Annotated in this window: 17 protein-coding genes; 1 reads left to right on the top strand and 16 read right to left on the bottom strand. The window is 56.0% G+C overall.

Going from position 1 to position 17,051, the window contains the following annotated elements:
- Positions 1-20: 20 nt before the first annotated feature.
- From GGR95_RS15765 to GGR95_RS15795, 7 genes are all read right to left on the bottom strand, one after another.
- Positions 21-1,988 (bottom strand): ABC transporter permease, encoded by a 1,968-nt coding sequence (locus tag GGR95_RS15765; protein ID WP_184567571.1) that lies wholly within the window; start codon positions 1,986-1,988, stop codon positions 21-23.
- On the bottom strand, positions 1,988-3,007 hold the full coding sequence (locus GGR95_RS15770; protein ID WP_184567573.1) for a quaternary amine ABC transporter ATP-binding protein: 1,020 nt from the start codon (positions 3,005-3,007) through the stop codon (positions 1,988-1,990). The genes GGR95_RS15765 and GGR95_RS15770 overlap by 1 nt, the downstream gene beginning before the upstream one ends.
- 72 nt (positions 3,008-3,079) lie before the next feature.
- Positions 3,080-4,030 carry an ABC transporter substrate-binding protein gene (locus GGR95_RS15775; RefSeq protein ID WP_184567575.1) on the bottom strand — a complete coding sequence of 317 codons (951 nt, stop codon included), beginning with the start codon at positions 4,028-4,030 and terminating at the stop codon, positions 3,080-3,082.
- Between the two features lie 613 nt (positions 4,031-4,643).
- Entirely contained in the window at positions 4,644-5,006 is a 363-nt protein-coding gene (locus GGR95_RS15780) for an SUF system Fe-S cluster assembly protein (protein ID WP_184567577.1), read from the bottom strand.
- A gap of 130 nt (positions 5,007-5,136) precedes the next feature.
- Positions 5,137-5,847 (bottom strand): aquaporin, encoded by a 711-nt coding sequence (locus GGR95_RS15785; protein ID WP_184567579.1) that lies wholly within the window; start codon positions 5,845-5,847, stop codon positions 5,137-5,139.
- A 173-nt stretch (positions 5,848-6,020) separates the two neighbouring features.
- Entirely contained in the window at positions 6,021-6,296 is a 276-nt protein-coding gene (locus GGR95_RS15790; RefSeq protein ID WP_184567581.1) for an NfeD family protein, read from the bottom strand.
- Positions 6,296-7,189 carry an SPFH domain-containing protein gene (locus GGR95_RS15795; RefSeq protein WP_184567583.1) on the bottom strand — a complete coding sequence of 298 codons (894 nt, stop codon included), beginning with the start codon at positions 7,187-7,189 and terminating at the stop codon, positions 6,296-6,298. Before GGR95_RS15795 ends, GGR95_RS15790 begins: the two co-directional genes overlap by 1 nt.
- 110 nt (positions 7,190-7,299) lie before the next feature.
- On the opposite strand from GGR95_RS15795, the gene tgt reads away from it, so the two are divergent.
- Complete coding sequence (gene tgt, locus GGR95_RS15800) at positions 7,300-8,427, top strand: tRNA guanosine(34) transglycosylase Tgt (protein WP_184567585.1); 1,128 nt, start codon at positions 7,300-7,302, stop codon at positions 8,425-8,427.
- On the opposite strand, the gene GGR95_RS15805 is transcribed toward tgt, so the two are convergent.
- From GGR95_RS15805 to pcaF, 9 genes are read right to left on the bottom strand one after another with little or no spacing between them, the layout of a single operon-like run.
- Positions 8,424-9,293: an aldose 1-epimerase family protein gene (locus GGR95_RS15805; RefSeq protein ID WP_184567587.1), complete on the bottom strand. Its 870-nt coding sequence runs from the start codon at positions 9,291-9,293 to the stop codon at positions 8,424-8,426. The two genes, tgt and GGR95_RS15805, sit on opposite strands and share 4 nt — an antisense overlap.
- Positions 9,294-9,328: 35 nt before the next feature.
- Positions 9,329-11,368 carry a phenylacetic acid degradation bifunctional protein PaaZ gene (paaZ, locus tag GGR95_RS15810; RefSeq protein WP_184567589.1) on the bottom strand — a complete coding sequence of 680 codons (2,040 nt, stop codon included), beginning with the start codon at positions 11,366-11,368 and terminating at the stop codon, positions 9,329-9,331.
- 10 nt (positions 11,369-11,378) lie between these two features.
- Positions 11,379-12,146 (bottom strand): Phenylacetic acid catabolic protein, encoded by a 768-nt coding sequence (locus GGR95_RS15815; RefSeq protein WP_184567591.1) that lies wholly within the window; start codon positions 12,144-12,146, stop codon positions 11,379-11,381.
- Positions 12,136-13,203 (bottom strand): 1,2-phenylacetyl-CoA epoxidase subunit PaaE, encoded by a 1,068-nt coding sequence (gene paaE, locus GGR95_RS15820; protein WP_184567593.1) that lies wholly within the window; start codon positions 13,201-13,203, stop codon positions 12,136-12,138. The genes GGR95_RS15815 and paaE overlap by 11 nt, the downstream gene beginning before the upstream one ends.
- A 7-nt stretch (positions 13,204-13,210) precedes the next feature.
- Complete coding sequence (gene paaD / locus GGR95_RS15825; RefSeq protein ID WP_184567595.1) at positions 13,211-13,669, bottom strand: 1,2-phenylacetyl-CoA epoxidase subunit PaaD; 459 nt, start codon at positions 13,667-13,669, stop codon at positions 13,211-13,213.
- On the bottom strand, positions 13,666-14,424 hold the full coding sequence (gene paaC, locus GGR95_RS15830) for a 1,2-phenylacetyl-CoA epoxidase subunit PaaC (RefSeq protein WP_184567597.1): 759 nt from the start codon (positions 14,422-14,424) through the stop codon (positions 13,666-13,668). The genes paaD and paaC overlap by 4 nt, the downstream gene beginning before the upstream one ends.
- Positions 14,424-14,738 (bottom strand): 1,2-phenylacetyl-CoA epoxidase subunit PaaB, encoded by a 315-nt coding sequence (gene paaB / locus GGR95_RS15835; RefSeq protein WP_184567599.1) that lies wholly within the window; start codon positions 14,736-14,738, stop codon positions 14,424-14,426. The genes paaC and paaB overlap by 1 nt, the downstream gene beginning before the upstream one ends.
- Positions 14,735-15,727 carry a 1,2-phenylacetyl-CoA epoxidase subunit PaaA gene (gene paaA, locus GGR95_RS15840; protein ID WP_184567601.1) on the bottom strand — a complete coding sequence of 331 codons (993 nt, stop codon included), beginning with the start codon at positions 15,725-15,727 and terminating at the stop codon, positions 14,735-14,737. Before paaA ends, paaB begins: the two co-directional genes overlap by 4 nt.
- Positions 15,728-15,764: 37 nt before the next feature.
- Positions 15,765-16,970 (bottom strand): 3-oxoadipyl-CoA thiolase, encoded by a 1,206-nt coding sequence (gene pcaF, locus GGR95_RS15845; RefSeq protein ID WP_184567603.1) that lies wholly within the window; start codon positions 16,968-16,970, stop codon positions 15,765-15,767.
- Positions 16,971-17,051 lie beyond the last annotated feature (81 nt).

A 17,051-nucleotide genomic window follows, 5' to 3' on the forward strand; every position in this document is an offset into this window, starting at 1 on the left:
GTATGTGGTGCTGGGTCTGGTTATGTTAGGCCCAGTGCTTGTTTCTTTTGGGTGGCCCATTTCATGATGACCACATCAAAGGTCAACGCCATGAGTGACACACAAATCCCCAGCACAAAGTTCTTGCCCAAATCGGTCCCTGCCAAAGTACGCTGCAGTTCCTGACCCAGATCTTGGGTGCCAATAAACGCTGCGATGATCACCATAAAGAAGGCAAACATGATCGCTTGGTTAAACCCGACCGCCATTGTAGGCAGGGCCAGCGGCAGTTCTACATTCATCAGCTTTTGCATGCGGGTGGCCCCCGCCATATCTGCGGCCTCGGTCATCTCAAGCGGGACGGTGCGCAGGCCCTCGATTGTATAGCGGGTTAGCGGCACCATCGCAAAGATGGTGATTGATCCCACGACCGCAGTCGCCGTGATGCCGAACAGCATGATGGCTGGGATCAGATAGATAAAGCTGGGAAAGGTCTGAGCTGTGTCACAGGCGATTAGTATTCTGCGCGACCACTTTTCCGACCGTGATGCCCAAACGCCAAGCGGGATGCCTATCAGCATGGCGATTGATACTGCGGCAAGCACCGAATACAATGTGATGATTGAGCGGTCCCACCAACCGGACAGGGCGACCAAGCCAAAGAAAACCCCAGCGATGATGCCTTCGCGGCGGCCCCCCAGCGAGATTGCAAATGCCACAATGATCAGGATCACCGCAGGTGTTGGAATAGACAACATAAAGTCGCGAAACGGGTTCAGCACCCAGACATTCAGGACATAGCGAATGCCGTATGTGACGCTTTGCACCCCATCAATGGCAAGGAAACCTTTGATGGCGCGGTCCAGTTCACGGCCTTGGCTGAAATCCTGTCCTCGTCCGATGCTGCCCACAAGGGGGATAACCTTGGAGAGCAGCGTAAACCCGACAAAGAGACACACGGCCAAAACCAATGTCTTGTGACGGTTAAGCCAAGATGTGCCTTTTTCAAAATGCACAGGTTGTTTGATGACCCATGCTTTGGACATACGATCAAGCGTCACAGCCAGCAGAACGATTGTGATGCCGATCTCAAACGAGCGGCCCAGTTTGAAGCTACCCATCATGGCAAGGAGTTTGGCGCCAAGGCCCGGCATGCCGATAAAGGCAGTCAAAACGACCATCGCCAGACAGAGCATGATGACCTGATTTACACCTACCAGAATGTCACTGCGTGCTGAGGGAAGATACACGTGGCGCAGCATCTGAAACCGTGAACAACCGGACATCTTTCCAGCTTCCACAACTTCGGGTGATACTTTTTGTAAGCCCAGTGTTGTCATCAGGATCATCGGTGGGATCGCATAGACGATTGTCGCCATGGCACCTGCTGTTGGTCCAACCTTAAAAAAGATCACGGCAGGCAAGAGGTAGGTAAAAAATGGCAAGGTTTGCAGAACGGAAAGGACGGGTTTGATAGCTTTGTTGATCCACTCATATTTCCATGCGGCAATCCCCCAAGATAGGCCGATGATAAATGCCAAAGGAGCCGCCACAACCAGAACCGACACTGTCTCCATTGCGATTTTCCACTGGCCAATCAAAGCGGTCCAAACAAATGTCCCTCCCGCAAGCGCGGCCAAACGCCATCCGCCAAGGTAGTAACCGATCACGGCAGCAACACCCGCCACAGCCGTCCACGGCATCGGGCCAAGGTTGGGCCAGCGGCGTTTGCCAAAGAAGATGTTACCTGACGCATCCAGCACGTTTTCCAATCCCGACGTCAGGAAACGTGTGAGTTTGAGCAACCCCAGATCATCTTTGATAAAGTTGAACACCACATCCAGCCATGCGGCGAAGGGAGGGATCATTGTTTCGGGTAGACGGTGCAACCACGAAGGCAAAAGCGCAGCATATTGTAACATAGTCAGGACCACGGCACAGCCCAGAAACAGCAGTGCGGCACGGCTGCGGTTGAAGGGGTTGGCGGTCACGTAGGGCGCGTCAGCCATTACTGATCCCCCAATAGAATGTCCAAGGCTTCCGCCCGCGAAAAGGCGCCAATGGGCTTTCCTTTGCGGATGACCGGGATAAATTCGCGGGTGTCTTCGATCAACATGCGCGCCATTTTCTGAACGCTTAGCCCTGCATCGACAGGATCACCTTCGCCTGTTTGGCTCACCTCGGCCAAACCGCCCGCCCGTACAACACGCGACTTGTCCACGTCCTCGGTGAATTTGCGTACATATTCGGTGGCAGGTCTCAGGACGATTTTGTCGGGAGTGTCACATTGTTCAATCGCGCCGTCTTTCATGATGGCGATACGGTCAGCAAGGCGCAGCGCCTCGTCAAAGTCATGGGTGATGAACACAATAGTTTTATTCAGCATCTGCTGAAGGCGCAGGAATTCATCCTGCATTTCTTTGCGGATCAGCGGATCAAGCGCCGAGAAAGGTTCATCCAAGAACCAAATATCTGGCTCAATCGCCAAAGACCGCGCAATGCCCACACGTTGTTGCTGGCCACCAGACAGCTCACGCGGAAAGAAATCTTCGCGGCCTTCAAGGCCAACCAGCTTGATCACCTCTAACGCGCGTTCACGGCGCGTGTGTTTGTCTTGGCCGCGCATTTCAAGCGGAAAGGCGACGTTATCCAGAACCGAGCGGTGCGGCAGTAAGCCAAAAGATTGAAATACCATCCCCATCTTCGAGCGGCGCAAATCAATCAGGTCTTTTTCAGCGAGAGACATGATATCCTGACCCTCGACTTCAATTGTGCCTGCCGTGATCTCATGTAGACGCGAAAAACAGCGGACCAGCGTGGATTTGCCAGACCCAGATAGGCCCATGATCACCAGCATCTCGCCTTGGTGCACATCAAGGGAGACGTCTTTGACCCCCGCGATATAGCCGTCTTCGCGCATGTCATCAAAGGACCTGTCAGGTGGCGTTTTGGCCAGATATGCTTTGGGATCGGCCCCGAAAACTTTCCAAACATTTTTGCACGAGATGACAGGGATTTCAGATGACATGGTATTCCTCAGTATAAAAGACCCCGCCCGGCGCAGGGCCGGACGAGGGAAAGTCGATTTAATTTGGAGGGGTTATTTTACCCAAGAAGCCCAAACATCAGGGTTCGCTTCCAACCAGACTTCTGCTGCTTCTTCTGGTTCCAACTCGTCTACATCAACCAGCTTGGCCATTTCGGCGATCTGGGGGTTGGTGAAAGACACAGCTTGCAAGGTTGCAAAGGCCGCTGGCCATTTTTCTTCCATGCCCTCCCACGCTGCTTTTTTCAGGTAGCCAGTTGCGGGGTTACCGCAGTCATACAATGCGTCAGGGTTTGGACCAACCGCTGGATCGGTGTCACAGCCTTCTTCCCACTCGGGGAATTCAACAAATTCTCCGGGCCAGACGGCTTCGGCAAAATTGGGTGTCCAGTTAAACACGACGATTGGCTTTTTATCCGCTTCGGCAGCGCCAATTTCGGCCCATAAAGCAGCGGCAGATCCGGCGTTTACAACGGCAAAATTCATATCAAGGGCTTCAACACGTTCTTGACCATGCTTGAGCCAATCCACAGGCCCATCCAGATAACGGCCTTTTTCACCGGTCTCGGGCGTTGCGAAAAGTGCGGCGCATTCATTTAATGCTTCCCAAGATGGCAGGCCGGGGCAAGCGTCTTTTGTCCACATCGGGTACCACCAGTCTTCGCGTGTTACAGCGTCATGGTTACCCGCATCAACGATGCCGCCTTTTTCCATAGCTGCACGGTAAGACGCGCCAAACGCACCTTCCCAGACTTCAAGCTCCATGGTGACATCGCCGAGACGTACGGATTCATAAACCGCTTGGCTGTCTGTTGTGACGTACTCAACATTGGCACCCTGCGTTTCAAGGATCTGGCCTACAACGTTAGACATGACAATTTGGCTGGACCAATTGTGAATTGGAATAACAATCGGGTCGCTGCTGTCGGTGTTTGTGTCAGCAAAAGCTGCCAGAGGCGCAAGTGTCAAAATACCTGCGGTTAACGCTGTAGTCATAGTCTTCATAGTCAATTCCTATCTATTCACTCTGTTGCCAGAGTTTTCAGGCCCCAGTAGGGGGCGCCGGATTGGTTTGTGAGCCCCGCGCTGTAAAAGCGCGCACGGCTTTTGTTCCCTTTCGTGAGAAAGGGCGACGTGAGGCGTGACAAAGCAATGCCAAAGGCGATGCTTTATATGCCAGCAATCGATTTAAGTCGTGTGAAACGGTCACGCGTTAACGCAGTCCGTAAGTGCATTCCAGTGCTACGATGCTGAGGCTCAAAGGCGCTCGATCAATAGCGGCGGTTCATTACCATGGGGGCAATTACTTGCAACGACTGGGGCCATACATCTATCATTAACGCCTTGTCGTAAAGCGAAAATTTGCCGACGGGTCTTGTCAGGGCCATTTGATGACTGGCTGTGCTTAATAGTTGATCGATTGTCTTGCAAAATAAATCCCACCTAGGGTTGTGGCTGGTTGTTTTGTACAATGCATTCAGATCATGCGCTCGGGATCGCATCAGGGGAAATTATCTCTTTTGTTCGGAGTGGTTAGTCCGTCTACGCTATTCCTGCAAAAGCAAACGGGCCGCCCTGTATTCAGGACGGCCCGTAAAATTCAACCAAGGGTAGGGGCTTACATAAAGCCCAGTTCCAACCGTGCTTCATCAGACATCATATCCATGCCCCAAGGCGGCTCCCAAACCAGATCAACGTCGACCTGTTTAACACCTGCAATCGGTTCAACCGCGTCAGCAACCCAGCCGGGCATTTCGCCTGCCACGGGACAACCCGGCGCTGTCAGTGACATCTTGATCGCCACTTCATTCGCTTCGTTGATGTCAATGGTATAGATCAGGCCCAGCTCGTAAATGTTCACGGGGATTTCCGGATCATAAACCGAGCGGCAGGCCTCTACGATTTGCTCATAGAGGGGATGGTCGGTGCTGGAAGGGGCAATCAGCGGTGTGCCTTCCATAGGGGGGATCGAATTGGTCATCTGCGCCTCATCCTTATACTTGAGCTTTTATATATGGATTGGGGGCGCAGAGGTCCAGAGGGCGGATGCAATCAATCTGCATCTTGGTCTATGTGCTCTTTCGCGGGGCCGCCGCAAAAGAGCGTGGGGATTACGCGTCGCTGTCAGTACCGGTGATACCTGTACGGTGTAAAATGCCGCCAATTGCGCCGCCGATCAGCGGGGCCACAATGAACACCCATAGTTGCGACAGGGCTGTGCCGCCCACAAACAAGGCTGGCCCGATAGAGCGCGCAGGGTTGACCGAGGTGCCTGTGACGGTGATGCCCACAAGATGGATCATGGTTAGCGTAAAGCCGATGACCAGACCTGCCACCATAGGTGTGCCTTTTCCTGCGGTTACACCAAGGATCACCACGATGAAGACCGCTGTTGCGATGACTTCAAATAAAAACGCGGAAATCAGGAAGAATTCGCCACCATAATCTGCACCATAGCCGTTTTGCCCCATACCGTTGGACGCGATGTCATAGCCCCCTGCGGAATTACTGGCGAGAATGAAGATTGCACCAGCAGCGATGATGGCACCGATGGTTTGAAACAAGGCGTAGCCCATAAAATCTACAAATGTCATGCGGCCCGCAACCAATGCGCCCATAGAGACGGCGGGGTTCAGGTGCGCGCCAGATATCTGTCCTATGGAATAGGCCATGGCGATCACCGAGATGCCAAAGGCAAGGCTGATGCCGGTGATTGAAATTGAATCGGCGATGCCAATACCGCCACCCGCCAATACGGCTGATCCAACACCAAAGAAGACAAGGACAAAGGTACCGAAAGCCTCGGCTATATACTTACGCATTAATTCTCTCCCAGAGATATACTCGTTAACTATGGCGGGCGTCACATGCTTTTGGCATTAGACGATTCGCCACCTGTTTAGTCTGGGCGTAGAAAATGGCAGGTACCAAGGGAGAAAAGCGCCTCTGCTCCCCTCAGGTGGGCGTAAGGGGGCAGAGGCAGGGAACACTGGCGTTAGTTTTCGTTAATGTCGCGGGTCACAATCCGTGCGCCACTGGATTGGCTTTTGAACAGCAGTTTCAGGCCAATCCATGCAATCAGGGACAGGCCCGCAAACAGAGCGAGCAGCACGGATGTGTTGGAGATGATCCCTAATGCCACCAGCACCGCCATGACCGCAGCACCCAAGGCAAAGCCGAGAAACACCGAAGCAGGGACCATCAATTCAACCAGCGCAAGCACCAGCGCGGCACAAAGCCAAACCCACCAGATGTGTAACAAACTGTCCATCAGCCACGCCCTTTAAGCAGTTTGAAGGCATCTCCAAAGGCGGCTAATGCGTCGGCAGGCACTACAATGGTCTGGTTGCCTTGGCCGCTGCTCATTACACCCATGGCTTCGACTTGTTTCAGCGCGATCTGGTACTGGGCAGCTTCCATACCGTTTTCATTGATCGCGATGGCGACGGCCTGCGTTGCATAGGCTTCGGCATCGGCCAGAATGCGGCGTGCTTTGGCGGTTTGCTCGGAGGCATAAAGCTCGGCGTCGGCAGCAAGCTCAACAGCACGCTTTTTACCTTCTGCTTCGGTCACTTGCGCACGGCGGGCACGTTCTGCGTTCAACTGCTGCATCATCGCAGCGCGGGTGGCGGCATCTAGGTTCACATCCAGAATTTCAGCGCGGGTCACTTCGATGCCCCAGTTATCAACAGCATCTTCAACAAAGCTTTTGATGGTCGCAATCAACGCCGAGCGGTTGGCCTGTACTTCGTCCAAATCCATTTTGCCGATCTCGGCACGGACAATCCCCGCTACGGTAGTGGCAATAGCGCTGTCTACATTGCGGATACGGTAAACTGTCTTTTCCGGCTCGATGATACGGTAGAATACCGATGTATCGACCTGCACCAACACGTTGTCGCGGGTGATCGCGTCTTGCGATGCGATGGGCAGTTGGCGCTCCAGAATGGAAATCTCATGGGCAACTTTGTCAAAGAACGGGACAATCAGGTTGATGCCCGGCCCCAGTACCGCACGCAGACGGCCAAAGCGTTCAACAACATGCTGTTCGGATTGCGGGACAATTTTGACCCCTTTGAAAATAACAACAATCAGTACAACGGCTAATAAAACCCAGCCAAGGTTTTCCTGAAACAGTCCCAGCAGCTTATCTTCGATGTTCAACGCAACATTCCTCATTAATAATATACACTATATGTGGGGATAATTTGCGCTGATTGCAAGATAGCGCAAGCTGGGGTAGGCCAGCGCAACAGCAGCGGATGAGGCAAGCGATGACCGGAATTTCATATCAGATTGACGCGACAGACGGGCGCGCGCGCACCGGACAGATCAACACCCCGCGTGGCGAAATCCGTACACCTGCCTTTATGCCAGTTGGCACCGCCGCCACCGTCAAGGCGATGATGCCGTCTTCCGTACGCGAAACAGGGGCGGATATTTTGTTGGGGAATACATATCACCTGATGCTGCGCCCCACAGCCGAGCGCATAGCCAGTTTGGGCGGCCTGCACAAATTCATGAACTGGGACCGCCCAATCCTGACGGACTCAGGTGGGTTCCAAGTGATGAGCCTTGCCAATCTGCGCAAGCTGACCGAGCGCGGTGTGACCTTCAAAAGCCACATCGACGGCAGCAAACACGAGATCACGCCAGAGCGGTCGATGGAGATTCAAAAGCTCCTCGGCTCGGACATCGTCATGTGTTTTGATGAATGTCCCGCGTTGCCCGCTGATCGAGACAGGATCGCCTCCAGTATGGAGATGTCGATGCGGTGGGCCAAACGCTCCAAAGACGCCTTCGGGGATCGGCCCGGTCATGCGCTGTTTGGCATCCAGCAAGGCGGGCTTGAGCAAGATCTGCGCCAGCAAAGCGCCGAGGCGCTGCGCGAGATCGGGTTTGACGGTTATGCTGTTGGCGGTCTGGCTGTGGGCGAGGGGCAACAGGCGATGTTCGACTGCCTAGATTACGCGCCTGAACAATTGCCACAGGATAAACCACGTTATCTGATGGGCGTGGGCAAACCTGATGACATTGTTGGCGCCGTGGCGCGTGGCATTGATATGATGGATTGCGTGTTGCCTTCGCGTTCGGGCCGCACGGGGCAGGTGTTCACGCGCAAAGGTGTGCTGAACATCAAAAACGCCCGCCACGCTGATGATCCGCGCCCGCTGGACGAAGATTGCGGTTGCCCAGCCTGCCAGAACTATTCGCGTGCCTATCTGCACCATGTGTTCCGCTCGCAAGAGATGATCAGTTCCATGCTGCTTACGTGGCATAATCTGCGTTACTATCAGGACATCATGGCAGGCATGCGCGAGGCGATTGCAGCGGGGAGGTTTACTGCGTGGCAGTCCGATTTCCATTCAAACCGCGAACAGGGCGATATTGATCCGCTTTAGGTCTGATAGGTGACTGAATAGCCGAACTGCACGCTGGCCTTCGGGGCCAGTGTGATGCTGTTGGGGCGCTGCGCGATTTGTGGGCCGTCGCCGACATAAGACGCGGTGCCATGCCATGGCTCAACGCATAAAAACGGCGCACCCGTTGGACGCCAAAGCGCCAGATCAGGCAGGTTGTGGAATTCAAACGCCAAGGCAGGGCCGTTGCGTGGCCCATAGCGTAGAGCATCTGTGGCATTGGGGAATACCAATGCGCCTTTGGTGAACAAATCCTCTTTGATTTCCAGATCACCCTCCACAAAGGGGCCAGAAACGGGATCAGGGCGCAACAGCCCATCGTCCAAGCCGCGCATGTCAGGGCTGCCACCAGCTGCAAGCGTCACGTGATGGGCTGCGCCTTGTGTATGGGATAAAGGCCAGCAGAACGCGGGGTGAAAGCCGAAACCAAAGGGCATGGGCTGGCTGTCTTCGTTGGTCACCTCAGCGGTGACATGTAGGGTCGCGCCATCCAGACGGTGGGTGATGCGTAGGGCAAATGCAAAAGGATAGGCGTCGCGGCTCTCGGCGGTGTCTTTCAGAACGTGGCGACACATCGTGTCAGTGTGTTCTTCTGGCGTGAAAACACTGCGCCGCGCAAACCCGTGTTGCGCCATGGTGCTGCTATGAGCGCCCACTGCCACCGTGTCATCCACTGCACGTCCGACAATCGGGAACAGTACAGGCGCACGTCCCGTCCAATAAGTGCCATCCCCATGCCACAACAGATCATCACCAGCATTGGTGCGCAGATATTGCATTTCAGCGCCCAGCGGGGCCACCGCAAGGGACAGCGCGTTACTGCGTAATTCTATCTGGCTCGACGTCATGGCGTTCCCTTTCTTGGCCGACTCAGGTCTGAAGCCTATGTTTGTTCATAGGCGTTCATCGTCAAGAGCTCATACTCTGCTACAATCTCGTCACCCTGATTGGTCACAGTGACATGCCAGCGCACTTGACCATACTCATCCGTACGGGGGGTCTTTTTCTTGACCGTAAGGCGGACCTTGATCTCATCATCGGGCGAGACAGGTTTCATGAAGCTCAGGCTGCCAAGGCCGGTATTGGCCAGCACCGGACCTGGATCAGGCTGCACAAACAGACCCGCTGCAAAGCTGAGCAGCAGATAGCCATGCGCCACACGGCCGGGGAAGAAAGGGTTGGCCTTGGCGGCTTCCTCATCCATGTGGCCATAGAAAGTATCACCTGTGAAATGCGCAAATGTTTCAATGTCTTGCAGCGTGACCTTGCGCGAAGCTGTGTACAGGGTCTCACCCAGAACCAACTCGTGATATGTTTTTGTGAACGGGTGCGGGCCACCTGTATGCTCTGCCGCACCGGGGACCCATTGCTCGCCAATCGCGGTAAGGATGTCGGGGCTGCCTTGCACGGCAGTCCGCTGCATATAATGCATGACACCGCGCACACCGCCCAGTTCTTCGCCGCCGCCCGCACGGCCCGGACCGCCGTGGATCATATGCGGTATCGGTGCGCCGTGGCCCGTGGATTCGGCCATGCTATCGGCGTTGTTGAAATACAGCCGCCCGTGCCACGCCGCAGCGCCCAGCACCATTTGCCGCGCCAGATCACCGTCGCGGGTGATGACAGAGGCCACCAATGATCCTTTGCCACGGTTCAACAGCGCAATTGCATGATCCGTATCGCGGTAAGGCATGACGGTGCTGACGGGGCCAAAGGCCTCGGTGTCATGCACATGGGTGGCCGTATCAGGATCGGCGCAATGGAACAGCATGGGCGGCAGGAACGCGCCTTTGGTCGCATCTGCACCTTGCACCTCGAAGTTATCAGGGTCGCCGTAAACAGGCTCTGCCTGAGTGGCCAGCAGGGCGGCTTTCTCAAGCACATCATCACGTTGCGACTGGCTGACCAGCGCGCCCATGCGCGTGTCTTTGTCACGCGGATCGCCGATGGTGGTTTTCGCCAGTTTGGCCGAAAGCGCCGCAATCACTGCATCCACATGCGCCGCAGGGGCGATGATGCGGCGGATGGCGGTGCATTTCTGGCCCGCTTTGGTGGTCATCTCGCGGTGGGCTTCTTTGATAAACAGATCAAACTCTGCCGTGCCGGGACTGGCATCGGCACCTAGTACCGAGGCGTTCAGGCTGTCTTGCTCAGCCACGAAGTGCACGGCATTTTCCAGCAGATGCGGTGTGGCGCGCAGCATCAGGGCGGTTTTCGCTGATCCTGTAAAACTAACCACATCTTGCGCGTCGGTGTGCAGCAATAAATCACCCACACCGCCAGAGATGAGTTGCAATGCACCCTCAGGCAGAATGCCGCTGTCCAGCATCAGCTTCACACATAGATGGGTGACATAGCAACTGGCAGTGGCGGGTTTCACGATGCTGGGCACCCCCGCAAGGAAGGTCGGTGCGAATTTCTCGAGCATGCCCCAGACAGGGAAGTTGTAGGCATTGATATGGATGCCGACCCCTTGGCGCGGCACACAAACATGCTGTCCTTGAAAGCTGCCTGTGCGGCCCAATTGCTCCAATTCACCGTCCAGATAAATCTGTGCGTCAGGCATTTCGCGACGGCCTTTGGCAGCATAGACAAACATCGTGCCGATCCCGCCGTCGATGTCAAAGGCGTGGTCGGATTGCGTGGCACCCGTGTGGAAAGACAGATCATACAATTGCTGTTTGTGCTTGGTCAGATGCAGCGCCAGCGCCTTGAGCATACGGGCGCGGTCATGGAAGGTCAGCTTGCGCAGGTTCGGGCCACCCACATCACGGGCATAGGCGTGCATGCTGCCCACATCCAGATTGGCATTGCCCGCCTGTGCGATGATGTCGCCAGAGATGGCACAGGCGATAGGGCGGGCGGAACTGTCAGGGGCCACCCAAGAACCCGCAGCGAAAGAAGAGATATCCAGTTTGGTCATCGGGGGTTTCCTATAGTTTGGGGGCGTGAAGGTTGAGTGCACAGAGCACATCGCTGGCGGATTGCACCCATTGATTGCGCAGGGCGTCATTGCTGCTGTTACGCAGCCCGAACTTGCGCAGCCGTGTATCGCGATCCTGTGTGCCTGTGCCAAAGCTGGCGGCAACACGTGGCCACCAGTAATCCACACTGGACTGAAGCGATGCGCCGTTCTCTACCAACGTGGCCAAACCTTCGCGTGCCAGATCTGTGTGGGTTTGCTCGACGGGTTCTACCTCGCGGAAGGTTTCGGCCAGAGGTAGATAAGACAAATTGCGATAGTCTTGGAGCAAAACACCCACCGCCAGCCCCATCAGAAGGTTCATCACCACCGCATCTTCCCAACCGTCAAAAGGCGCATTGAACACTGGCAGGCGCATGTCCTCATAGCTGCGCTTGGCGTTAAGCAAGGCATCGCGGGGCAGGCGGTCTGCCCAAGGGTGGCTGTTGGCATACCGGTCGGTATCAGTGCCAAAATCGGCCATTACCCGCAAAATACGTTCAGCGGTTTGATTTTTCTCCAACACGATCCGCGCCGAGGCAATGCGTTGCGTCACCCCAGGTGCTGCATTGATCAGACCCGCAAACCCGGCAGCCCCCGCCAATTCACTGTCCACAAAAATCGCCATCATGCGCAGCACTTCGGCACGGTAGCGCGGCGGTACATTGTCAGGTGAGGTCAGCTTACCACCAGAGGCAAGGTAATCCTCGATGGGCATCGGGGTGTCATCATTGGTCATAGTCAAAAACCACCTTGTCACTGAGAGGATAACATTGACAGGTCAGAACATAGCCTGCTGCAACTTCGTAATCTTCAATCGCGTGGTTGGTGCGCATTTCCACTTCGCCCTCAGTCACTTTGGCACGACAGGTCGAGCAGACGCCCGCTTTGCACGCATAAGGCGCATCCATTGAATTGGCCAAGGCGGCTTCTAACAGGCTTTGATCGCGCGGCATGACAAAACTGCGGGTGGCACCGTCCATGGTCACGGTTGCTGATGTGGTGCCGCCTGTTTGTGCGGCAGCGGTGGATACCGCAGGCTTTTTCGCACGCCCCGTTTGGGCCGAAGCAAACAGTTCGAATTTGATCTGTTCATCGCTAAGCCCATGGGCGCGCAGTGCGGCAGCAATGCCCAGCATCATCGGTTCTGGTCCACAGATGAACGCGGTGTCCACCGAGGCAATATCAATCCAGCGGCTGAACAACTGCGCGCATTTCTCCTCATCCACACGGCCAGTGAATAGATCAATGTCCTGTGCATCGGCTTCCAGCACATGGATCACGTTAACGCGGCCCATGTAGGTGTTTTTCAGGTCCTCCAATTCATCGCGGAACATGATCGTGCTTACGGCGCGGTTGGCATAGACAAGGGTGAAACGCGACTGTGGTTCACGCGTTAGGACCGAGCGTAGGATCGACAGCACAGGCGTGATACCCGATCCCCCCGCAAAGCCCAGATAATGGCGCTGTGCCTCTGCATTCAACGCTGTGTGGAAACGGCCTTGGGGGGGCATGGCCTCAACCGTGTCGCCGACTTGCAAACTCTCATTCGCCCAAGTTGAAAACGTGCCGCCGTCCACGCGTTTGATGCCCACCTGTAAGATACCATCGTCCAGCCCCGCACAGATGGAATAGCTGCGGCGCAGTTCTTCACCGTCGAATTCATGGCGCAGGGTTAGATATTGCCCCTGCTGAAAGGCGAAATCCTCGCCCTCTGGGGCGGCAAGGCTCAGCACCACAGCATCGCGGATGGTCTTGTGGATATGAGTGACGGTCAGGGGGTGAAAACGGGCCATAGCAACCTCAGATACATTTGAAATAGTCGAAAGGCTCAAGGCAGCTCAGACAGCGCCAATGGGCCTTGCAGGGGGTTGAGCCGAACTGGCTCACGCGTTGCAAATCGGTGGAGGCGCAACGCGGACAACGGGACGGGCCGCCAGCGGGCGAGGGCGGTGATATACCGTAAGCCTCAAGCTTGGACGCGCCTTTGGCACTGAGCCAATCGGTAGTCCACGGGGGGGAAAGTTGCCGCTTCAAGCGGATGTTGTCCAAGCCGTGTGCGCGCAGGGCCGTTTCCACATCCAGATTGATGATGCTGGTGGCAGGACAGCCAGAATAGGTTGGGGTAATCGCCACTTCCAGCACGTCACCATCCCAAACTACATCGCGGATGATCCCCAAATCGACCACCGAAATAACGGGAATTTCGGGGTCGGGCACCTCGCCCAGCCACTCCCATATGGTCGCGAGGTCGGGTTTCACCAGACCGCACCGGGGTAGGCGCGTTGAAGCCACTGCATCTGCGTGAGCATATGGCCCAAATGTTCGGTGTGACGTGCGCCTGTGCGACCGCCTTTATGGGCGAAGTTATCCTCAGGGATGTTTAAGGTAGCGAGGGACAAAGTATCGCGCACGCGGAGGTCCCATGCATCCCGCAAGGTGGCGGGATCAGGGGCGATACCACTGGCAGCCATCTGCGCATCCACATCATCGCTCTCGAACATTTCGCCTGCATAGGGCCATAGTAGGTCCAGTGCGTTTTGCATTTTGGCATGGCTCACGTCGGTGCCATCGCCCAAGGCAATAACCGTCTCGGCCGAGCGGTCAAGATGATAGGTGGCTTCCTTAACAGACTTTGCTGCGATCTCGGCGATACGCGGATCACTGGACCGGCTGAGCGCGGTCAGTTGGGCATGGTGATAAGCGTCAAACAGGAACTGACGCATTATCGTATGGCCGAAGTCGATATTAGGGCGTTCCACCATCAGGATGTTGCGGAAATCCCAAACGTCACGCAGCATGGCCAGATCATCGGCACTGCGGTCAGCGCCCTCAACCTCGGCGGCGTAGCCCAGCCACATTTGCGTCTGGCCGATCAGGTCCAGCGCGGTATTGGCAAGTGCGATGTCTTCTTCCAGCGCAGGGGCTTTGCCGCACCACTCGGATATACGGTGGCCCAAGACCAGCGTGTTATCCCCAAAACGCAGGAGGCATTGAAACAGGGAAGCATTGTCCATCACATGTGGCCTACTTCTTCGGGGACATCAAAGAATGTCGGGTGGCGGTAGACCTTGTCATTGGACGGATCATACAGCGCTTCTTTTTCGCCGGGGGCAGAGGCGTGAATGGCTTCGGCTTCAACGACCCAGATGCTCACGCCTTCATTACGGCGGGTGTAGACATCACGTGCGTTTTTGATTGCCATTTCAGCGTCTGGCGCATGCAGTGATCCAACATGGCGGTGCGAAAGGCCGTGCTGGCCCCGAATGAAGACCTCGAACAGCGGCCATTCGCCGGTACGTTTAGGGGCGGCTTTTTCAGGAGTGTTCATTCTGCGGCTACCTTTGCTGTGCGTTTCTTGGCGGCGTGGGCCAACATGCCTTCGCGAACCCACGCACCATCATCCCAGGCTTGTTTGCGGGTTTCCAAACGGTCGTGGTTACACGGGCCGTTGCCTGCCAAGACGTCATAGAATTCGGTCCAGTCCGGTTCGGCGAAATCATAACCACCTTTTTCGTCGTTCCATTTGATGGTTTCATCTGGAACGGTCAGCCCGAGGTATTCAGCCTGTGGAACGGTCTGGTCCACGAATTTCTGGCGCAGTTCGTCATTGGTGTTCATCTTGATTTTCCACGCCATGCTTTGCGCGGAATGCACGCTTTCGGCATCCGAAGGGCCGAACATCATCAAAGAGGGATACCAGAAACGGTTCAACGCATCCTGCGCCATGCGTTTTTGTGCCTCTGATCCGGCGCACATCTTCATCATGATGTCGAAGCCTTGGCGCTGGTGAAAGGATTCCTCTTTGCAAATCCGCACCATAGCGCGGGCATATGGGCCATAAGACGTGCGCTGTAGCGGTACTTGGTTCATGATGGCAGCGCCATCGACCAGCCAGCCAACAGCGCCCATATCGGCCCATGTTAGTGTGGGATAGTTGAAGATGGAGGAGTATTTCATCCGCCCTTCATTCAGCGCCTCAAACATTTCATCGCGGGTGATGCCCAGTGTTTCTGCGGCGCAATAGAGGTAGAGGCCATGACCTGCTTCATCTTGCACTTTGGCCAGCAGGATCGCCTTGCGTTCCAGCGTGGGCGCGCGGGTGATCCAATTGCCTTCGGGCAGTTGGCCTATGATTTCGGAGTGGGCGTGCTGGCCGATCTGGCGGATCAGGTTTTTGCGGTAGCCGGCGGGCATCCAGTCTTTCGGCTCGATCTTGCCGCCGGCGTCGATACGCTCCTGAAAGGCCCGCTCAGTGGGGTCCATTTCATCAAGGGATTTGACGCCCTTGCCTGTGGATTGGATCATCTGTGCATACATGTTTAAAATCCTTTCAGGAGGTGAGGTTGGGCGCGCTTTAGACGCGTTCGAGGATCAGGGCCACGCCTTGGCCCACGCCGACACACATGGTGCACAGCGCATAACGCCCGCCAGTGCGCTGCAACTGATAGGCTGCAGTCAGCACCAAACGTGAACCGGACATGCCCAGCGGGTGACCGATGGCAATGGCACCGCCATTTGCGTTCACATGCGGCGCGTCATCGGCGACGCCCAATGCACGCAGGGTCGCGATACCTTGGGAGGCGAAAGCTTCGTTAAGTTCGATCACATCCATCTGGTCGATGGTCAAACCCGCCCGCGCCAGCACTTTTTCGGCGGCAGGAATAGGGCCAATGCCCATCACACGGGGCGCAACACCTGCCGCAGACATGGCCACAACACGCGCCATTGGTTTCAACCCATGTTTTGCGGCAGCTTCCTCGGAGGCGATCAGCATCGCGGCAGCGCCGTCGTTGACGCCTGATGCGTTGCCCGCCGTGACCGTTTTATCCGTGCCATTGATGCCGCGCAGTTTGGCCAATTGGGCCGCTTCGGTCTGGGGGCGCGGGTGCTCATCACGGTCCACAACCAACGCGTCGCCTTTGCGCTGTGGAATGGTAACTGGCACGATCTCTTGTGCAAAGACACCGGCGGCATCTGCTGCTGCCCACCGCTGCTGCGAGCGCAGGGCGAATGCGTCTTGGTCTTCACGGCTGACGCCGTGATCTTCGGCCACGTTATCGGCGGTCTCTGGCATCGAATCAACGCCGTATTGCGCTTTCATCTTGGGGTTTACGAAACGCCAGCCAATGGTTGTGTCATAGACAGCGTTATTGCGGCCAAAGGCGGTTTCAGATTTCGGCATCACAAAAGGTGCGCGGCTCATGCTCTCGACACCGCCTGCGATGGCCAGATCCATGTCGCCTGCGCGAATGGCACGGGCCGCTTGGCCCACTGCGTCCAAACCCGAGGCACACAGGCGGTTCACGGTGATTCCGGGAACATCCACAGGCAGACCCGCCAGCAGCGCAGCCATACGTGCGACATTGCGGTTGTCTTCGCCTGCTTGGTTGGCGCAGCCCATGACGACGTCGTCAATGGCGGTCCAGTCTACATTGGGGTTGCGGGCCATAAGGGCGGCCAGTGGGGCAGCAGCAAGGTCGTCCGTGCGGACAGAGGATAGAGCGCCGCCGTAGCGCCCGATTGGTGTACGGATTGCGTCGCAAATAAAAGCATTGGCCATGTGTGATTTTCTCCCTGATCATACATTCCATAGAGTATGCTGCACAAACCCTGTGATCAAGTTACGCGTTACACAAATCAA

The organism is Sulfitobacter undariae (assembly GCF_014196805.1).
Taxonomy (GTDB): domain Bacteria; phylum Pseudomonadota; class Alphaproteobacteria; order Rhodobacterales; family Rhodobacteraceae; genus Sulfitobacter; species Sulfitobacter undariae.